Annotated in this window: 14 protein-coding genes and 1 pseudogene; 2 read left to right on the forward strand and 13 right to left on the reverse strand. The window is 56.4% G+C overall.

Going from position 1 to position 18,233, the window contains the following annotated elements; translation table 11 throughout:
* Nucleotides 1-33: 33 nt before the first annotated feature.
* The 13 genes and pseudogenes from ABWV79_RS10195 to tssA form a co-directional block, all read right to left on the reverse strand.
* The gene (locus ABWV79_RS10195; protein ID WP_353392376.1) at nt 34-3,324 is read right to left on the reverse strand and encodes a type VI secretion system contractile sheath domain-containing protein; all 3,291 of its coding nucleotides are present in this window, start codon (nt 3,322-3,324) and stop codon (nt 34-36) included.
* Between the two features lie 51 nt (nt 3,325-3,375).
* A pseudogene (gene tssB, locus ABWV79_RS10200) lies at nt 3,376-3,852 on the reverse strand (type VI secretion system contractile sheath small subunit); the annotation flags it as partial.
* Nucleotides 3,845-4,699: an ion transporter gene (locus ABWV79_RS10205; RefSeq protein ID WP_170356381.1), complete on the reverse strand. Its 855-nt coding sequence runs from the start codon at nt 4,697-4,699 to the stop codon at nt 3,845-3,847. The gene ABWV79_RS10205 and the pseudogene tssB (ABWV79_RS10200), both read right to left, overlap by 8 nt.
* Nucleotides 4,700-4,766: 67 nt before the next feature.
* The gene (locus ABWV79_RS10210) at nt 4,767-6,002 is read right to left on the reverse strand and encodes a hypothetical protein (RefSeq protein ID WP_170356380.1); all 1,236 of its coding nucleotides are present in this window, start codon (nt 6,000-6,002) and stop codon (nt 4,767-4,769) included.
* 62 nt (nt 6,003-6,064) lie between these two features.
* Nucleotides 6,065-8,782, reverse strand: a complete 2,718-nt coding sequence (gene tssH, locus ABWV79_RS10215) for a type VI secretion system ATPase TssH (protein WP_353392378.1) — start codon at nt 8,780-8,782, stop codon at nt 6,065-6,067.
* A 5-nt stretch (nt 8,783-8,787) separates the two neighbouring features.
* Nucleotides 8,788-9,855, reverse strand: a complete 1,068-nt coding sequence (gene tssG, locus ABWV79_RS10220; protein ID WP_353391758.1) for a type VI secretion system baseplate subunit TssG — start codon at nt 9,853-9,855, stop codon at nt 8,788-8,790.
* Nucleotides 9,819-11,696 (reverse strand): type VI secretion system baseplate subunit TssF, encoded by a 1,878-nt coding sequence (tssF, locus tag ABWV79_RS10225; RefSeq protein WP_353391759.1) that lies wholly within the window; start codon nt 11,694-11,696, stop codon nt 9,819-9,821. Before tssF ends, tssG begins: the two co-directional genes overlap by 37 nt.
* Nucleotides 11,697-11,700: 4 nt before the next feature.
* Nucleotides 11,701-12,195 carry a type VI secretion system baseplate subunit TssE gene (gene tssE / locus ABWV79_RS10230; protein WP_170356377.1) on the reverse strand — a complete coding sequence of 165 codons (495 nt, stop codon included), beginning with the start codon at nt 12,193-12,195 and terminating at the stop codon, nt 11,701-11,703.
* Nucleotides 12,188-13,009 (reverse strand): type VI secretion system accessory protein TagJ, encoded by an 822-nt coding sequence (locus ABWV79_RS10235; protein WP_353391761.1) that lies wholly within the window; start codon nt 13,007-13,009, stop codon nt 12,188-12,190. Before ABWV79_RS10235 ends, tssE begins: the two co-directional genes overlap by 8 nt.
* A gap of 79 nt (nt 13,010-13,088) precedes the next feature.
* Entirely contained in the window at nt 13,089-13,583 is a 495-nt protein-coding gene (locus ABWV79_RS10240; protein ID WP_353391763.1) for an Hcp family type VI secretion system effector, read from the reverse strand.
* Between the two features lie 96 nt (nt 13,584-13,679).
* The gene (gene tssC / locus ABWV79_RS10245) at nt 13,680-15,176 is read right to left on the reverse strand and encodes a type VI secretion system contractile sheath large subunit (protein WP_170356374.1); all 1,497 of its coding nucleotides are present in this window, start codon (nt 15,174-15,176) and stop codon (nt 13,680-13,682) included.
* Nucleotides 15,177-15,179: 3 nt separating this feature from the next.
* Nucleotides 15,180-15,695: a type VI secretion system contractile sheath small subunit gene (gene tssB / locus ABWV79_RS10250; RefSeq protein ID WP_353391764.1), complete on the reverse strand. Its 516-nt coding sequence runs from the start codon at nt 15,693-15,695 to the stop codon at nt 15,180-15,182.
* 67 nt (nt 15,696-15,762) lie between these two features.
* Nucleotides 15,763-16,809 (reverse strand): type VI secretion system protein TssA, encoded by a 1,047-nt coding sequence (gene tssA / locus ABWV79_RS10255; protein WP_353391765.1) that lies wholly within the window; start codon nt 16,807-16,809, stop codon nt 15,763-15,765.
* A 97-nt stretch (nt 16,810-16,906) separates the two neighbouring features.
* Between tssA and ABWV79_RS10260 the strand changes: the two genes are divergently transcribed.
* Both ABWV79_RS10260 and ABWV79_RS10265 read left to right on the forward strand, forming a co-directional pair.
* Nucleotides 16,907-17,608, forward strand: coding sequence for a hypothetical protein (locus ABWV79_RS10260; RefSeq protein WP_353391766.1), 702 nt, complete (start codon nt 16,907-16,909; stop codon nt 17,606-17,608).
* 3 nt (nt 17,609-17,611) lie between these two features.
* Entirely contained in the window at nt 17,612-18,232 is a 621-nt protein-coding gene (locus tag ABWV79_RS10265; protein ID WP_170356371.1) for a MotA/TolQ/ExbB proton channel family protein, read from the forward strand.
* The last annotated feature ends 1 nt before the right edge of the window (nt 18,233 follow it).

An 18,233-nucleotide genomic window follows, 5' to 3' on the forward strand; every position in this document is an offset into this window, starting at 1 on the left:
TCCTAATCCTTCCAAATCGCGTTGGATACGCCGTTACAGATCAGCCAATAATGCGGCCAATTCCGGGTCCATTTCATCGTCATCCTCGTCTTCTTCCGCATCGTCATCGAAGGAAGCAAGGAAATCATCCAAATCGCCCGAGTCACCAGAACCGGTATCGTCCTCCAGCCCCAGATCATCCAGATCATCCAGATCAAAGTCATCCTCGGGCTGAGATGCTACCATCTCGATTTCGTCGACTTCGGGCTCATCAGGAACATCTGCCGAAGGCGCCGGGGCTGGAACACCCGACCATGGCCCCAGAAGCTCTTGCCCGGCGACCGAGTTGAACGAGCCCAGCCGGATCTCATCCCGTCCCTTGACGGACAGCACCGGCATATAGCCCCGCTGAACCGAGTGTTCGTGCTTGTCCATTGTCAGGTTGCGTTCGGTACAGGGCAGCGCCACCTGGTCACCGTATCGGTCGTTGACGAAATGATAGGGCACCCCACCAAGGCTCATGACGGACCCCAGATTCATCGCCTTGCCATTTTGCTTAAAGGACTGCGCCAACAGGATTGTCACCAACACCGCCGGATTGGCCCACAGCATACCACGCAGACCTTCAGCTTCGGTGAATTCCTCAAAGTCGAACTCATATATCGGCTCGGACTTGGCCCCATAGGGCCGTCGCAGCATAAAGCGGGGTGAGGCAAGCCCGACATGCCCGGCCTCGGGCATCGCGCGGAACGTATCCCAGGCTTTAACCACCAGCGGGTGGCGATCCTCTTTCTTGATGTCCAGATAGGCGGGGGTGATCGCGCTAATGAAAGGCGCATCCACATGGGCCGCGACCCGGCCAATACGTCCCAGCAACTCGGCATGGGGCGGGGTTTCCTCGAACGTATAAAGCCCGATCAGGGCGGAATAGCCGCCGCGCCCGTTTTCCTCGTCCAAGGGTTCCTCGGTCAGAAGACGAACCAACCCAGTCTGGGCCAGATCCTCTTCCGACGCCAGATCGGCCGCAATCTCCTCGGCCGAAACATCATAGAGGATCACGTCCAGCGTATCGTCATCCTCAACGCTGCGCGCAATCAGGTCCAGACTGCGCCACTGCGCCTCGATCGACTGGAATTCGGGATGATGCAGAACCATGCGCATCGCCGTACTCAGCGCCTCATCCACCGCTGTTTTCATCGCCGCTACGTCCGGGCTGGGCAGTTTGCGAATATGCGGCCCGACCACCCGTTTCAGTAGATCATCCACCGGAGAAGGCTGCGCCAGCTCTCCGCTCGTATCTCCGATGAGCTTCTGAAAATCACTGAGTTTCAGATCAGCCCGCACGGTATTGCCACCCGACGTTTTGCGCGGCGGCACCACGGCCTGCCCGAATTCCTCGCCCCATGCGGTCAACTGTTTCGCCGCGTGATCGGCGGTTGCCCCGGCCCCAAGCTGGCCTTTCAGGCCCGACAGCCCTTCGAATAGCGCGACCTTTTCATACAGCTCGTCGGGGTGCAGATCGTCCTGTTCGGTCAGCTTGACCTCAATCCCCGCGCCGTCCTTACCGATGGGCAGAACCAAGTTGGTGGCAAAGCTTGAAATCACATCTTCGACTGTATCGGCGTCCAGCAGAATCGGCGCGCGCGCAGCCAGCGCATCGCCAGTTTCCATCTGCCCCCGCGCCGCACGGCCCGAGAAATCACCGAAGATTGCAATGCGGAACCGGCTGCGTTTCAACTGTTCCGGCTCGGGCCGGTCGGCGCTCATGCGGCCAAAGGCCAGCACCGGTTCGCCATCCGTCTTGACCTCTTGGGAAACGGATGCGTCATCCAATTCGTCATCGCCTGAAAGCAAGTCATCCAAATCGGCATCGCCCTGTTCTTCGGCTTCGGATACGTCATCCAAATCCCCCAACAGGTCGTCCAGATCCAGATCATCCAAGTCAACTTCGCTGCTTTCCTCGGTTTCAGTCTCGTCTTCTGCCAACAAGCTGTCCAAATCGAGGTCATCCAAGTCGGGCTCTTGCGCCTCGCCGTCGCTTTCGGTGTCATCAGCACTCAAATCGCCCAGAAGCTCATCCAAGTCTATGTCGTCCGAACTGTCCGGCTCAGTAGCGGTTTCAGCCAAATCGTTCAGCAGCGCGTCAAGATCATCGTCATCCTCCGCGTCCTCATCCGGGGCAGCTTCGGCAAGATCGCCGAGAACGTCATCTAAACTGTCTGCGTCCTCATCCTCGTCAATGTCAGGCAGGGACGCCAGGACGTCATCGGTGTCATCACTTGCGTCAACCTGCTCAGAGGGAGCCTCGGCAAGATCAGCCAAAAGGTCATCAAGATCAGAGTCCTCATCGTCAAACTCGGCCACATCGGGCAACGACGCCAGAGCCTCTGCCGCAGAGCTTTCGTCAGACGTGTCCTCATCGGGAGCCATGTCGGCAAGATCGCCCAGCAAGTCATCTAAACTGGTGTCTTCCGGATCGTCATCAGGAACTGCATCGGCCAAATCGGACAGAATATCGTCACTGTCATCGGAATCCTCGACTTCGGCCACATCGGGCAATGACGCCAAAGCCTCTACCGCAGAGCTTTCGTCAGACGCATCCTCATCAGGAGCCATGTCGGCAAGATCGCCCAGCAAATCATCTAGGCTGGTGTCTTCTGGGCCGTCATCAGGAACTGCATCGGCCAAATCGGACAGAACATTGTCGCTGTCATCGGTATCCTCTGCTTCGGCCGCATCGGGCAACGACGCCAGTGCCTCTGCCGCAGAACTTTCGTCGGCTGTGTCCTCATCAGGAGCCATGTCGGCCAGATCGCCCAGCAAATCATCCAAACTGGTGTCCAACGCCTCATCCTCTGGCGCCGCATCGGCGAGGTTTGACAAGAAATCCGAGTGATCGGCCGCACTTGTGTCTTCGACCTCAGGCAACGACGATAATGCGTCTTCGAGAGTATCATCCGCTGTAACTTCTTCCGGTGCGCGATCCGCCAGATCAGACAAAACACCCGTGGTATCATCCTCGACGTCTTCATGTGTCACCTCAGGAACCGAAGACAAGGCCTCTTCGACAGACCGGTCCTGTTGTGCGTCGTCAGGAGCGGATTCCGCCAAATCTGAAAGCACATCCGCAAACTCATCCTGCGGATCGTCGGTTTCGACGGCGTCGGGCAAAGAAGCTAGGGCGTCATCCACAGACCTGTCTTCCGGTGCGTCTTGCGGGGCAGCAGCGGAAAGATTTGATAAGACATCTGACGTGTCATCTGTGGGCTCTTCAATTTCAGCGTCGGGCAGAGAGGCCAAAGCATCGGCGACCGAGCGATCATCAGAAAGTTCCTCTGGGGCCATTTCGCGCAGCGCATCGAGTGTTGTCTGTGTATCTTGCTGATCAACCTGACTGCTGGCCAACGTTGCCAACAACGCAGGATCAGCCAAGATCTTCTCGATCAGCGCCTCTGCACCTGCCTTGCCATCCATATACGCCATAAGAGTAGCCAACTGCGTTCGTGCATCCAGCAGCTTCTGCAATGGTTCGATCTTGGCGGCGATCTGGGCCGGGCTAAAATCGTCCATTTTCTCGAATGTCAGATCAACCGAAAGATTGCCCTCGCCGGTCAGCGTGTTCGGCACCGCGAATTCGACGCGCGGGGCCATCGCCTTCATGCGGTCATCGAAATTGTCGACGTCAATCTCAAGAAACTTGCGGTCGGAAATCGACGGGGTCTCGGCGTTGGATTTTCCTGACAGGTCGCTGAGCACGCCCATCACAAACGGAAGTTGGACCTTTTTTTCGGCCCCGTACAATTCCACGTCATATTCGATCTGAACGCGCGGCGCCCGGTTACGCGCAATGAACTTTTGCGAGTTGTCAGCCATTGCCTTGTCCTTTCAATTCCGCGACCTCGCGGCGGAGGGCTTTAACCTCGACCATAAGCTCCATCACGTGTTCGTCCACGATATCCGTTTCACTGCGAACAAGGTCCCGAAGGTGCGAAAACTCTTCCACTGACTCGTCTTCAACCGCCGACTGCATCGTGTTGACCAGAAGGCCAATGAACAGATTCAATACCGAAAAGGCAGTTATGACGATGAAGGGGACAAAGAATATCCAGGCCGTCGGATGCACGTCCATCACCGGACGTACGATGCCCATCGACCAGCTTTCCAGCGTCATGACCTGGAACAGCGTGTAAAGCGACCGGCCCAGCGTACCGAACCAATCGGGGAAATCTGGGCCGTACATCAGCGTGGCCATGACGGCAAAGACATAGAACACGATCGAGATCATGATGATCACCGCGCCCATCCCCGGCAGCGCGTCCAGCAGCGCCTGCACCACCGACCGCATCTGCGGAATGACTGACAGCAATCGCATCGCGCGAATAACGCGCAACCCCCGAAGCGCCGACAACCCATCACGGTTAGGCAGCAGGCCGAGCGTTACAACCACAAGATCGAAAATATTCCAGGCGTTATTAAAGAAGCTCAGACGGTAAGCGTAGAATTTGAGCAGCAATTCAGCCACAAAAATTCCCAACACGACAGTATCGATAACCCGAAGGACATGACCAACATTGGCCTGAACCGAAGGTGAGGTGGACAGTCCCAACGTGATTGCGTTGAAAATGATCACACCCAGTATTGTGTTGGTTACCGCCTTGCGTTCGACGAACGCGCGCACGGTTTCGCGGAGCGTTTCGCTCTTCTCGATACCGTCTTCCACCCTTGCCTCCTGTCGTCTTGCTGGTGCCGAGCGCTCGTGTGATGCGCCCGGCCTTTTTAGATGTCGATCATCCTACAGCATCACTGATATTGTCGATCATACCTTTCACGGTCTTGATGTTGGTGAACATGTTCTTGGCTTCTGTCGCGATCGTTTTCTTGTCCAGCGCCTTGATCTTGTCGATGATCGCTGTGTCATCCACCTTTAGTCCGTTACCTTCCATCAGAGTGTTCATTTCGGTCAGGAAATTTTCCCGATCTTCCAGCTTTTTCGACAACTCACTGGCCGAGCGTTTAACATTCATACACTCCGCGCCCAGTTTGATACCCTCCTTCAGGGTTTTCGACCCTCGGGCAGCCTTCATAAGCTTGTCTGCAGATGCGCCCAGGTCATCAACTTTATGCCGCGTCTTCGTCGTGTGTTCGCGATATTTCTCTCTGGCTTTCTTGGCGTCATCCGCCTTGCCTTTGACTGCCTTGGCCGCAAAATCCAGCATGTTCTTTGCGATTGTCTTGGGGTCTTTGCCTTTGGTGACTTCCTCACCCATCGCCACCGCTTTGGCGGTGAACTTCTTAATCGCTTCCAGAGGCTTTTTCACAGAAATACCCGAAGTATCCGTAATGCCCTGACGCTCTGCCGCCTGCATGATGACGCTTTCGCGCAGCTTCATGTAGTTCTGGATAGCCTTGTACAGATCCTTACGCAGCTTTTCCTCGCCCTTCAGCTGTTGCTGAAGCTCTTTGCCCAGGGAATAGACCTGCTTGGCAATGGTCTTATACGCCATCGCATCCGCACCTGAAGTTGCCACCAAACGCGCGACGGCTCCGCTAATCTTGACCACACCCATGGTCACTTTAACCGTGGTTTTGACGCGCGCTTCTTTCAGCAGCTTGTCTTTGTTGGCCTCATCTTTCAGCTTTTTTTCAATAGCCACCTGGGCCGCGCTTTCGGCGGAAGCCATGGCATTCTTGATCGACTGGTTGACGCCTTGAATTAGCTTTTCAGCTTCAGCCTGGGACTTTTTCCCAGGCGTCTTCATCAATTCGCCGACCTTCTTGTCCAGCTTGATAGCTTCTTGAGTGATGGTCTTTTCGTAATCATCCAGCACTTGCCGGCCGGCGTCTTCCAAACGTTTCAACGCCGTCGAGGGCACCGGATCGGGTTTCTTGAGCTTGCCCGATTTCGTGATTTCAAACGCCACATCGACCCGGTATTTCGGGATTTCGATGTATTCCAGCTTGGGCTTCGATCGGATCAAATCGACGACGTAAAACTTATGTTTGGTGACTGTTGTCTTTGCCATCTAGGGGGTCCTCCACTGGCGAAATTCTATTGGTTTGTGATCCGTCAAAAGCGCGGTCTCGCTCAGTCAAATCCATAAGTGAAGTCGCCGTCTGTGACATTGATCACGACTTTGCTAACTTCTTGGCCTTCCATCATTCTTTTCAGGAACTCAGCCGAGATATCGGGCAGCATCGTGTTGGTCACAATCGCGTCGATCATACGCCCTCCGCTGTCCAATTCCTGACAGCGGTTGACGATCTCTTCGACCACCGCATCCGTGTACTCGAACGGCACACCGTGCGCCTCTTGCACGCGTTTCTTAATGCGGCCCAGTTGCAGCTTGGTGATCTCGCCCAGCATATCGGGGCTGAGCGGATAATATGGGATCGTCACCAGACGTCCCAGCAGCGCAGGTGGGAACACTTTCAGCAGCGGGTCGCGCAGCGCCTTAGCCATGCCTTCAGGTTCCGGCATCAGGTCGGGATCGGCGCACATATCCATGATCATTTCGGTGCCGACGTTCGAGGTCAACAGGATCAGCGTGTTTTTGAAGTCGATCACGCGGCCCTCGCCATCCTCCATCACGCCCTTGTCGAAGACCTGAAAGAAGATCTCGTGCACGTCGGGGTGGGCCTTTTCGACCTCATCCAACAGCACAACGGAATACGGCTTGCGCCGCACTGCCTCGGTCAAAACGCCACCCTCGCCATAGCCGACATAACCCGGAGGCGCGCCTTTTAGGCTGCTGACCGTATGGGCCTCCTGATATTCGGACATGTTAATGGTAATGACGTTCTGTTCACCACCGTAAAGCACCTCGGCCAGCGCCAACGCGGTTTCGGTTTTACCGACGCCCGAGGTACCTGCGAGCATAAAGACACCGATGGGCTTGTTGGGATTGTCGAGCCCCGCGCGGCTGGTCTGCACCCGCTTGGCGATCATCTTCATCGCGTGGTCCTGACCGATGACGCGTTGGGCCAGACGGGTTTCAAGGTTCAGGATCGTCTCGATCTCATCCTTGACCATTCGACCCACGGGGATGCCGGTCCAATCGCCAACGACACTCGCCACCGCCTGATGATCAACGATGGGCAAGATCAGGGGGCTGTCGCCCTGCAGATCTTCCAACTCGGTGTTCTTGGCTTTTAGCTCCGCCAGCAGCGCATCGCGGTCGATGGGTTGTGCATCCGGCGCTTCTTCGGTCGCGGCTTCGCCGTCTGCGGTGCCGGAGCCTTCGACCTCCTGCCCGCCTGCGCGCAGCTTAGCTCGCAGGTCGAGGATTTCCTCGACCACTTTCTTCTCAGCCTCCCAACGCCCGTTGAGTTCGGCCAACCGCGCCTCTTCCGCCTCTTTTGCGGCATTCACCGCCTCGCGCCGGTCGGCCACGTCATATCCGGCGGTTTCATCCCGTTCGATGATCTCCAACTCGGTGGTCAGGGCCTCAATCCGGCGTTGGCTGTCATCCACCTCGGCAGGCACCGCGTGCTGAGACACCGCGACCCGCGCACAAGCCGTGTCCAGCAGGCTGACCGACTTGTCAGGCAATTGCCGCGCGGGGATATAGCGGGCGGACAGAGTCACCGCCGCTTCGATCCCCTCATCCAAAACCTGCACGCGGTGGTGTTTTTCCAGCATCGAGGCAATTCCGCGCATCATCAGAACCGCCTTGGGGATATCGGGCTCTTCGACGTGCACAACTTGGAATCGCCGGGTCAGTGCCGGGTCTTTTTCGATGTATTTCTTGTATTCGGCCCATGTGGTCGCGCCAATGGTGCGCAGCGTACCGCGCGCCAGTGCCGGTTTCAGCAAGTTGGCCGCGTCGCCAGTTCCTGCAGCACCCCCTGCCCCGACTAAGGTGTGGGTTTCATCGACAAACATCACGATGGGCGTCGGGCTGGCCTGAACCTCGTCAATCACCTGACGCAGACGGTTTTCAAACTCGCCTTTCATGGAGGCACCGGCCTGCAACAGGCCCACATCCAGCACCAACAGGCGTACATCTTTCAACGCGGGCGGCACGTCGCCGCGCGCAATCCGCAGAGCGAACCCTTCGACCACGGCGGTCTTACCTACTCCAGCCTCACCCGTCAGGATCGGGTTGTTCTGACGGCGGCGCATCAGCACATCGACGATCTGTCGAATTTCTTCGTCACGACCCACGATCGGATCAATCTCACCGTTGCGAGCCTGTTCGGTCAGGTCGGTGCAGAACTGCTCCAGCGCCTCACCCTTGCCCATGGCACCGGGGGCCATCGCGCCGCTGGCCTCGCCGGGCTCGGCCCCGCCACCGACGTTTGAACCATCCTGCGCGCCCAGCGTATCCTCGGGCGAGCCATCGGTGGCTTCGGCAAACTTGTCGGCCAGATCATCGGCACCGATCTTGGCCAGTTCTGGCGACATGCTGGCCAGAATGTTGCGCAACGCAGGCGTCTTCAGCATACCAAGGATCAGATAGCCGGTGCGCACCTTGCTGTCGGAATACAGAAGCGAGCCCCAGACCCAGCCGCGCTCCATCGCGTCCATCAGATGATCGCTTAGGTCCGAGATCGAGGACGCCCCACGCGGCAACATATCCAGCGAACGGGTCAGTTCGGACGCGATCTTGCCGGGATCCAAATCATAGTGCTGGATGATGCGGTGAATATCGCTGTCCCGACCGTTCAGGATCTGATGCAGCCAGTGCTGGATTTCGACATAAGGGTTGCCCCGCATCTTGCAGAACACCGTGGCCCCTTCAATCGCCTGATAGCCCAGCTTGTTCAGCTTGCCGAACAGCGACACGCGGCTGATTTCCGTCATCTTCATTACCTCTCGTTATGGACCGGTTCAGCGGCCTCAAATTCTTGGTTCATATATCCGGGGTAGAGGATCAGATCGTCGACATCCGGACGCATTTCATCCGGGTCGTCGCGGGTTCTGATCCAGCTTGTATGGCCCAGCTGCGTTGTACCGCCTAGCGAGGCGCGTGGGACTTCGTCACCGGCCAACACCAGATTGACCTCCCAATCCAGTGTATCACCGACATACGTGCGAAGAATGGACTCGAGCCGTTTTTGCGACAAACCTCCGGGCAGAAGGCGTTTGTAATCCTCGAAAGAGACCGGCCCTAGTCGAATGCGAAACTTGGCAGAGCGCGACCAGACCCGGTTGCCAATACTTGTGGACTGCCCCAGACGCGCGGGTCCACCCAACTGCCATGTATCGTCGGGTTCAAGTTCAAGCCAGCTGCCGACGAATTGTTGCACATGAGCCTCGACGCCGAAATAATCAGACAGAATCGCGATAAGCCCTTCGACGGTCTTGGTTCCTGATCCCAGATGTCCGGCGAAAAACCGGCGCAACATGTCTGGCATTTCGTCCCGGTCATCGAACCCGTCTCCCTTGAACCCGGCCAAAGCGGCAACGCGTTGTTCGAAGGGATCATCCCCACGGTCAAAACTGGGGGCTGGTTCAGCAGCCGACCATGCCCGATAAAGCAAACTCATCATTCGATGCGTCAGCATGTCGGTAAAGGCGACAAAGGTCGGATCTCGGTGGTTACGCAACCGGTCGCGAGCGAATTCCGTCAGATGCAGCGGTAAAGGCCCTTGCGGGCCGAAATAGCCAAAAAACAAATTGCTCAGCTTACCGGGTGCGCTGTCCGTTGCCGGTTCGAACCGGGTCAGCGTGGTGGGCGGAAAGGCCAACGACACGTCCTGACCCAGTCGCACCTTGTCTTCGTGCGGACGGCGGGATTCACCCAGACGCGGTGCGTCGGCGTAATGCGCCTCGATCACGCGAAGCGCCTGAAAGACGTGATGCCTTTCAGGATGTGCCGCCAGAGCGGCAAGCAGGTTCAAATGACCCTGCCCAGGCCCGCCGCTGGTCGCCATCTGGCAATCTCTCCTCGTCTTTCTGTCTTAAGAACAGTTTCCGTAAAGCTGTTGATGGTTGTGTACTTTCGAAAAAACCGTTCCAGTACCGCGCCCAGAACATAAACACTGGTGCCCTCATAAAAGCTCTCGTCAAAGCCCAATGTGATCTCAAGCCCGCGAACGGCAGTACTGAGAACTTCGTCGCTCATGCGCCGTACAATCGGACGGCTGCTAACGGATACAACACCTTCTAGTTGCTTTTCCGTCACGCGGTTGCCCAGAGGGGCGTAAATTCCCAACAATTCGCGCAGCGCCCCAGCGCCGCCTTCCTTGCCGTCGCCGGCGATGGACAGGTAGTTCAGGCTCAGATGGCTGATCAGTTTCCAGGCCGCATCGCCTTGTGCCAGCGTTGCATGAGGGCGTGTGGGCGTCACCGGAGTGCGTACGGATTTGACTGGGCCCCCTTCGGGTAAGTGGAAAACATCCGCGCCACCTGCTGCCAGAAGCATAGGAAGATCGCGGTTCGAACACAAAGCCTCGACCGCCAACTGATCCAGCGTTCCCGGATAAGGTGCTTCGGCCCGGTCTACCAGCGACAGATACACCTCGGATCCAAGATACGAGGTGCGCACGCCGCGCAGACGTTCTTTTTCATTGCGCTGACGCATACGGCGTTTGATCGTGTAGTAGGCCGAATGATTATCGCCCGCAGCCGTCAAATCAGTTTCGCTGTAGAAGGCACGAAACGGGATGTCCCCTTCCTCGTCAGACTGAATTCCAGTTACCCGGTCTATCGCGAAAATCTCAAAGTCCAGCCCTGCTGTTCGGTTAGGAACGACGTGATGTTCGATATCCATTTGGGTAATGTGCACCCGGTCGCATCTGCGACGGAACAAGTTGACGGCAGGAACAGCATTCAACGCGAACGCTGCAGGTGCGACCGCCGGAGCAACATCACGCATCCCGTCGCGCAACAGAACGTAGATGTCGACATCGGTACCCGTTGATTGCCGCAACGCTGGTCGCAACTCTGTCAGCTCTACGAACAGAAACCGTTCAGGCATTGAAAAATATTCTTGAAGCAACCGGTAGCCATCAAAGGATTGGCGCGGCGTCGGCAAAAGGGCCTCTTCCCGTTCAAACCCTTTGGGAACCGTATCCGCTCCAGTCAAGCGAACGGTCCAGTCAGCACGTCGATCCGTCGACCGTCCTGTCAAACCGACACATTGTGTCGCCAGAAGTTCGTGCAGCGCCCAAGCTTTGCCGCTTTGAGTGTCCAGATGCAGTACAAGCCTGTCCAACGCCAGCTCTGACATGGGCTCGCCATCGGTCCGATTGAGACGAAGCCTTATACCAGCCCGTGCGTCAGTTTCTTTTGCGACCCCTGCTGCGACCAGTTCACCTCGACCGTCGATATACTCGGCCTCGGTAATCTCGATGGGCCACAGCGTCATATCGGCTGAGGTCGTGAACTCACATGCTGTCTGTTCGCCTTCGGCCAAATGCGAACGCAGCGTCGTACCACGCGGAATTTCATAACCTTCTTTTAACGCAGCATTGCCAATGTCAGGCTCGAATTGGGCAATCATCATCGAGGGCGTAGGGGCCAGATAATGCGGATACACGATTTCGAGAAGGTTCGAGGTAAAGGCTGGGAACTGCATGTCCAGTTCCAACTGAACCCGGGCCGCCAGAAAGGCGCTGCCTTCCAGCAACCGTTCTACATAGGGATCGACGACCTCAATCCCCTCCATGCCCAGACGCGACGCGATCTTGGGGTAAGCGGCCGCAAACTCGGCCCCCATTTCGCGCAGAAAGGCCAGTTCGGTTTCGTAGTGCTTAAGCAAACGGGTGTCCATTACGTCAACTCCGCTCGATTGCGACTTCGCCGGTCGTTATATCTACACGGCTGCGCAAATAGAGTTCCAAGGGCATCGGTTGCGCCCACATGACGGCACGGATGTCATATTCAACATGCATTTCACCCGAGCCTTTTTCAGAACGCAAATCCACTGCAACTGAACCCTTAACGATCCGTGGCTCAAAAACCTCGATGGAATCGGAAATCGAACGCTGAATACGTTGCGCTTGCCGCAATGTGGAAAAGGCGCCCGACGTCTCGCGAATGCCATAGTTGAGGACAGATTTCGCCGCGTGCGGGTAAACGTCTTCATCGATCAGATCGGACTGATCAGTGGTGTTCAGAAGCAAAGACAAATCGCGCTGGATGATTTCCCTAAGCCTTCCGACGTCGATCACACGTGCGTCGCGACCCTCTTTTTGCTGGTCCGGCGCATCGTCCGTCAGCCGATCAAGAAGCGAAGGCTGCAGGCGTTCGGCAAGGGTCTTCTCAGCCATCTCCTGCCGTTTCCCCGGCCTCGGTGGCCACGTTCAGTACCAGTTCGCGCACATCCAACAAGGCGACATCGGATTGATCTGTTGTCAGCAGACGCTGACCCACGCCCACAAATGTATCAGAGCCCGCATCCATCCAACTTGTCGCCCGCGCCAAACGTGCTGCATCATCACCCTGCTGGGTTGTACCGGGATACCGTGTCGGGATCAGCGCAGCGACTTCTCCGCCGCTGGCGACAGTCAATGTGCACGCCGTCCAGACGGCATCGCGCAGATCACTGGGGGCTTCGATCTCTAACCGGGCAACTTGAGAAAACGGGAGCCAGAAATAACGACCGTTTACAATAACTTCCAGAACCGGACCCAGACGCATATCTGCATCAGCGATCCATTCAAATGCCTCACCGTTGACAGTTCCCGAAGTTGCAGGGGCTGCATCAAAGGCTTTCGCCCGCATTTCGGCAGCTTGCTCGAAATTACCTCCGGCAGTCAGTTTCTGCGCTTCGATCAGATGGGCCAGCCACTCTTCGGGCTCGCCGAAAACCATGGGAGTCTTTTCGGCTGCAAAGACCTTTTCGCGGTACACTTCGCAGATGATCGCCTCGCGGTAGGTCTTGGCCATCATCGTGGCCGCCTCATCCATTTCGGCGCTCAGTTTCAACTGCGTGATTGCGCGTTTCCAGTCGCCCATAACGCACAAAAGCTGAAACAGGAAAATCCGCAGTTTGGCATCTGCGGGATTGGCGCGGATTTTGTCTTGCAGCGCAGTAAGCGTGGCAGTCAGATCGCCTGTTCTTAGATGGTCTTCCGGCGTCATGCGGGCCTCGCGTCGTCAGGATAATAGTTAAAGAGGGCTTGGGCGACATGCGCCGCCAAAGCCCGGATCGTGGTGAAAATCAGCTGACGTCGCCGGTTTCCAAGTTCCACTTGAACTCGTTGCAATCGCTGAGCTTGCCGGATTTGAAATCGGCGATCTTGTACTTGATCGAGATACCCCGATAGGCGACGGTCCAGTTTTCCGACGGGATCGTTTCCTCACCGCCCGTAACCGAGTAGCTGTCCACAATGGCGTCCCGCAGAGTGAAAATCAGATAAGGCTCCATGCCTTTCTTTTCGTCATCGCCCGAGCGGCACAGGTGAATGGTCATTTCACCATTGGCTTTGCCCGATGCAGCATAAGTCATCAACTTGGCAGACGCTTTGCTGAGTTCGGTTTGCAGAGAAACCTTGCCGAAGTTTGCATTCGCATAGCCGCGTTGGGTGGTGCCCATGTCGCCCATGTCCAATGTGCGCGAAACTTCCCAGCTGACCTCTTTACAAGCGATCCAGTCAGTGTGCTGTTTTTCGCGGGCTTCACCCGGGAAGTCCATTTTGATAAAGATGTTTTCCATTTTCGTTTCCTTTGGAGATTAGAGATAGCACTGAGATATTTGAGGTTTGGATCGGCGGCAGTGAAGCACTTCACTCGCCGCCGATCTTTCTCAATTTTAGCCAGCTTTTTCAGACGGTAGCTTGGATACCAGTCGAAGGGATACGGACAGACCTTCCAGCTGGTAATGGGGACGCAAGAAGAACTTGGACGTGTAATATCCGGGGTTTCCTTCCACGTCTTCGACCACAACCTCGGCCGAGGCCAGTGGCTTGCGCGCTTTTTCTGCTTCAGCGGAAATGTCGGCGTTGAAGTCAACATATTGGTTGATCCAGTCCTGCAACCAGCTTTCCATGTCCTGACGGCTTTTGAACGACCCGACTTTGTCGCGCACCATACATTTCAGGTAATGCGCAAAACGGCAGGTCGCGAACAGATACGGCAGGCGCGCGGCAAGGTTTGCGTTGGCGCTTGCATCCGGATCATCGTATTCCGCAGGCTTGTGCAGCGATTGCGCGCCGATAAACGTCGCCGAGTCGCTGTTCTTACGGTGGATCAGGGGCATCATGCCGTTTTTGGCCAGTTCAGCCTCGCGACGGTCCGAGATTGCAATCTCGGTCGGGCACTTCATATCCACGCCGCCATCGTCGGTTGGGAAGGTATGCGCGGGCAGGCCTTCGACCGTACCGCCGCTTTCCACCCCGCGAATACGCGAGCACCAGCCATATTCCTTGAACGACCGGTTGATGTTGACCGCCATGCCATAGGCCGCGTTCACCCAGCTATAGCTGTCGCTGTTGGCACCGCTTGTGTCTTCCTCAAACGCAAATGCCTCGACCGGTTCGGTTTTGGAACCGTAAGGCAAACGCCCCAAGAAGCGCGGCATCGCCAGACCGACATATTTGGAATCCTCGCTTTCCCGCAAGGAGCGCCATGCGGCGTATTCCGGCGTCTGGAAGATCTTGGTCAGATCGCGCGGGTTGGCCAGTTCCGACCAGCTGTCCATCTGGAACAGGCTGGGCTTGGCCCCGGTGATCAGAGGGGCATGGGCTGCGGCGGCGATCTTGGACATCTCGCCCAGCAGCTCAATATCCTGCGGGCTGTGGTCGAAATGGTAATCCGCCACCAGCGAGCCATAGGGTTCGCCCCCGAACTGGCCGAATTCTTCTTCATAGAGTTTCTTGAAGATCGGCGACTGATCCCATGCGGTACCTTTGAACTTGCGCAGGGTTTTGTGCATGTCTTTCTTCGAGATGTTCATCACGCGGATTTTCAGCATCTCGTCGGTTTCGGTGTTGTTCACCAGATAATGCAGGCCGCGCCACGCGCTTTCCATCTGTTGGAATTCTTCGTGGTGCAAGATCAGGTTGACCTGTTCGGTCAGTTTCTTGTCGATCTCGGCAATGATCCCTTCGATCGAGCGCAAAGCGTCATCCGAAATCAGGCCGGTATTGGCCAGCGCCTGTTCGGCCAGCGTCTTAACCGCGCTTTCCACAGCCGTTTTCGCCTGGTCCGATTTCGGACGGAATTCCTTGGTCAGCAGCGCTTCGAATTCTGAGGATCCAAACGCTGTTGCGCCTTCGGCGGCTTCTACATTGGCTTCTTGATCGGCCATCTTTTATTCCTCCTCGGCAGCATCGCCGCCCGGTTTGGGCTGGGCTGCAAGCGTTTTCAGCAGGCTGGGGTCCTGCATGATTTTCGAAATCAGATCCTCGGCCCCGGTTTTGCCATCCATGTACGTCATCAGGTTGGACAGCTGCGTCCGCGCATCCAGCAGCTCTTTCAGCGGAGCAACCTTGGCGGCGATGGCAGCAGGGCTGAAATCGTCCATGCTTTCGAAAGTGATATCCACCGCCAAATTACCATCACCGGTCAGCGTGTTCGGCACGGTAAACGCTGCACGCGGCGCCATCGACTTCATCCGGTCATCGAAATTGTCGACGTCGATCTCCAGGAATTTCCGGTCAGCGACGGCAGGCTGTTCCACCTCGGACTTACCGGCCAAATCGCTCATGACGCCCATAACGAAGGGCAGCTGCACCTTTTTCTCGGCTCCGTAAAGCTCCACATCATATTCGATCTGAACCCTCGGAGCCCTGTTCCGAGCTATGAATTTTTGTGAACTGTCAGCCATCTGTTGCTCCTCGATTCATCCGTCAGTTTTTTGTTTCGGTCCCCGCCCCGGCGCTGCCGGGCGCGGATTAAAATCCATCGTCATCATCATCTTTCAGGCCGCCAATCTGGCGTACTTCGTCCAGACCTTCCTTGGCCATGTCCTCGATGATCGTAAGAAAGTCGGCATTGACCAAGCGCTTGGCCCGCTCCAGCAAAATGGGAAGCGGGCTGGATGGCTCGCACCGCGCATAGTAGTCCATAATGCGATCCAGCATCCGGGTCACATCGTCGGGCGAATTGATCGCACCACCGCCCGCAGGTGCCGGCGCTGCCGCACCACCAGTCGGGGCCACAGAAGGCGCTGAAACGCTTGCATCTACCATGTCATCGGCAGAAATCTCACCAACATCGGCATATTGTGCCAGTGCTTGCTTGATGCTCTTGAGCGCTACAATCAAAGGATCCAGATCGGGGCCTTCGCCTGGCGTCTTGTCCGAGAACACAGCGTCAATCGCGCTGACATCCTCTAGCGCTGACGAAACCGCATCGGCATTTGCAGACAGCACCTCATCATCGGTGTCTTTGAAAGCTGCAGCAACGCTGTTGGCGTCCGGGATGTCGTCCAGATCGGCGGGCATATTGATCCGACCATCCACAACGTCCAAGTGACGCAGAGTCATGCGCCCAAACATACGGCTGTCCGTCAGACCCGTGCGACGCAGCGCTTTTACCATGCGATCCGACGAAGCCAGACCACGCACCGCGTTGATCCGCATTGTCGCATCGCCATCATCTTCGTCCAGCTCGGGGTGACATGTCTCCCAGAAATCTTCGAGCAGGGATTTGATATAATTCAGAGAGGTCGCAAATGCAGGCAGGCCCTTGGTGTGCAATACGGCCTCGGCCAGATAAACTGCGGCACGCAGGTCGTGGCTTTGCTCCATGATCGCCAGCGCTTTGGACTCGACATCGCCCCAGTCCTGTTCTTCGGCAGCGACGACCTCGTCACCCATTTGCCGTTCTTCGCCGGGCTGCGCGGCTATTTCCAGATCGGTAAACGCCGGATCATATTCCAGGTTTTCGCCGCTCGGCTGGTCTTCGTTTCTGGGCTCCAGATAAGACGATAAATTCATACTCTCCCCAATAACGTGGCGGTTGAGAACCGCTTTTTCGTTTGTTGGCACCGCTTAACGTGATGTTCCCGACTACCAATATGAACTATTTCACAGAGTGACAAAACTTGCACACATTTCACGTTTTAAGCCCAGTCATTGTGTTGAATCAGCCGCACACCCGGCACAAAGTCAAACCTTAAAAATACGTTTTTTTTACGACATTGCTTGGCCGCTACGGTGGGCAACAGCGATTTTTCTTTTGGCTGACAGATTTAGATGTAGTTGCAATGTATTTTTTTCTTCTTGCCTGCGGTTCAATGCTGCAATGATTGCTCAAAGTCGGACGACGCGGTGTTTCGGAACTACGGCGCAAGGCCGCCAATCGGGAATGGGGAGAAGAATGAGAACAAGACTTATTGCAGCCATCGCGCTTTCATGTGCAGCTTTAATGGCGCAGGCGGACGAAAGCAGGCTTTCAATCGAGCTTAACAAATTCGAACCCGGCGAAGCAGGAGGCTGCCGCGCATTTTTTCTTTTTCGCAATCAGACAGACAATAGTTTCGAAGAATTTGAAATGTCGCTTGCGATCCTTGATAAAGATGGCGTGATAGACCGGCTTCTGTCGATTGACGCCGCCCCTCTGCCCGTTCAGCGGACCACTCTGAAACTGTTCGAAATCCCCGAAATTGAGTGCTCGGATATTTCTGAAATTCTGCTGCACGACCTGCCTGCATGCAAACCGCAGAATTCCGACCCTGTCGATTGCTTCCCGCTTCTGGCGCTGGACAGCAAGACCGCTGCCAATCTGGCGCAATAAGTCATGCCGGGCTTGGAAAACTTGGGCACCGGAGGCCCAATCATCGCCATTCTGGGGCTGCTATCCCTGCTGTCTCTGACCGTAATCGTCGTCAAAGTGATTAAACTGGCCCCTGTCAATTCGGGCGGACCAGTAAGGGACGCAGCTTTTGTTCAATGGTCCAAGGGCGAACGGCAAGCAGCGCATCAGGCTGTCGCTGCGGGCAAATCCCCAGCGGACAGGGTGTGTGCCTACGCGATGCAGGGGCTTATCGACGGCTTCAAAGGCCCCGCCTTAATGGCCGAGCTGACACGGCGCGGAAATTTGGAATTTGCCACAATGAACAGCTGGATTCGCGTGCTGGAATTGATTGCAATGATCTCACCCCTGCTGGGTTTGCTAGGTACAGTGACCGGCATGATCCAGTCTTTTCAAGAGCTTGAGCTGGCACAGGGCGCTGCCAACGCCTCGGTTCTGGCAGGTGGTATCTGGCAAGCACTTTTGACGACTGCAGCAGGGTTAGTGGTCGCCATTCCAGCCGCGATTGGGGCTTCGTTACTGTCAGGGCGGGCCGAAGCCGGCGCGCAATCCATCGAAAACGCAGTCGGCCAACTCATGGTATTGGAGGAGCGCGGCGCGCATTAGG

It is taken from the genome of Ruegeria sp. HU-ET01832 (assembly GCF_040371315.1).
Classification (GTDB): domain Bacteria; phylum Pseudomonadota; class Alphaproteobacteria; order Rhodobacterales; family Rhodobacteraceae; genus Ruegeria; species Ruegeria lacuscaerulensis_A.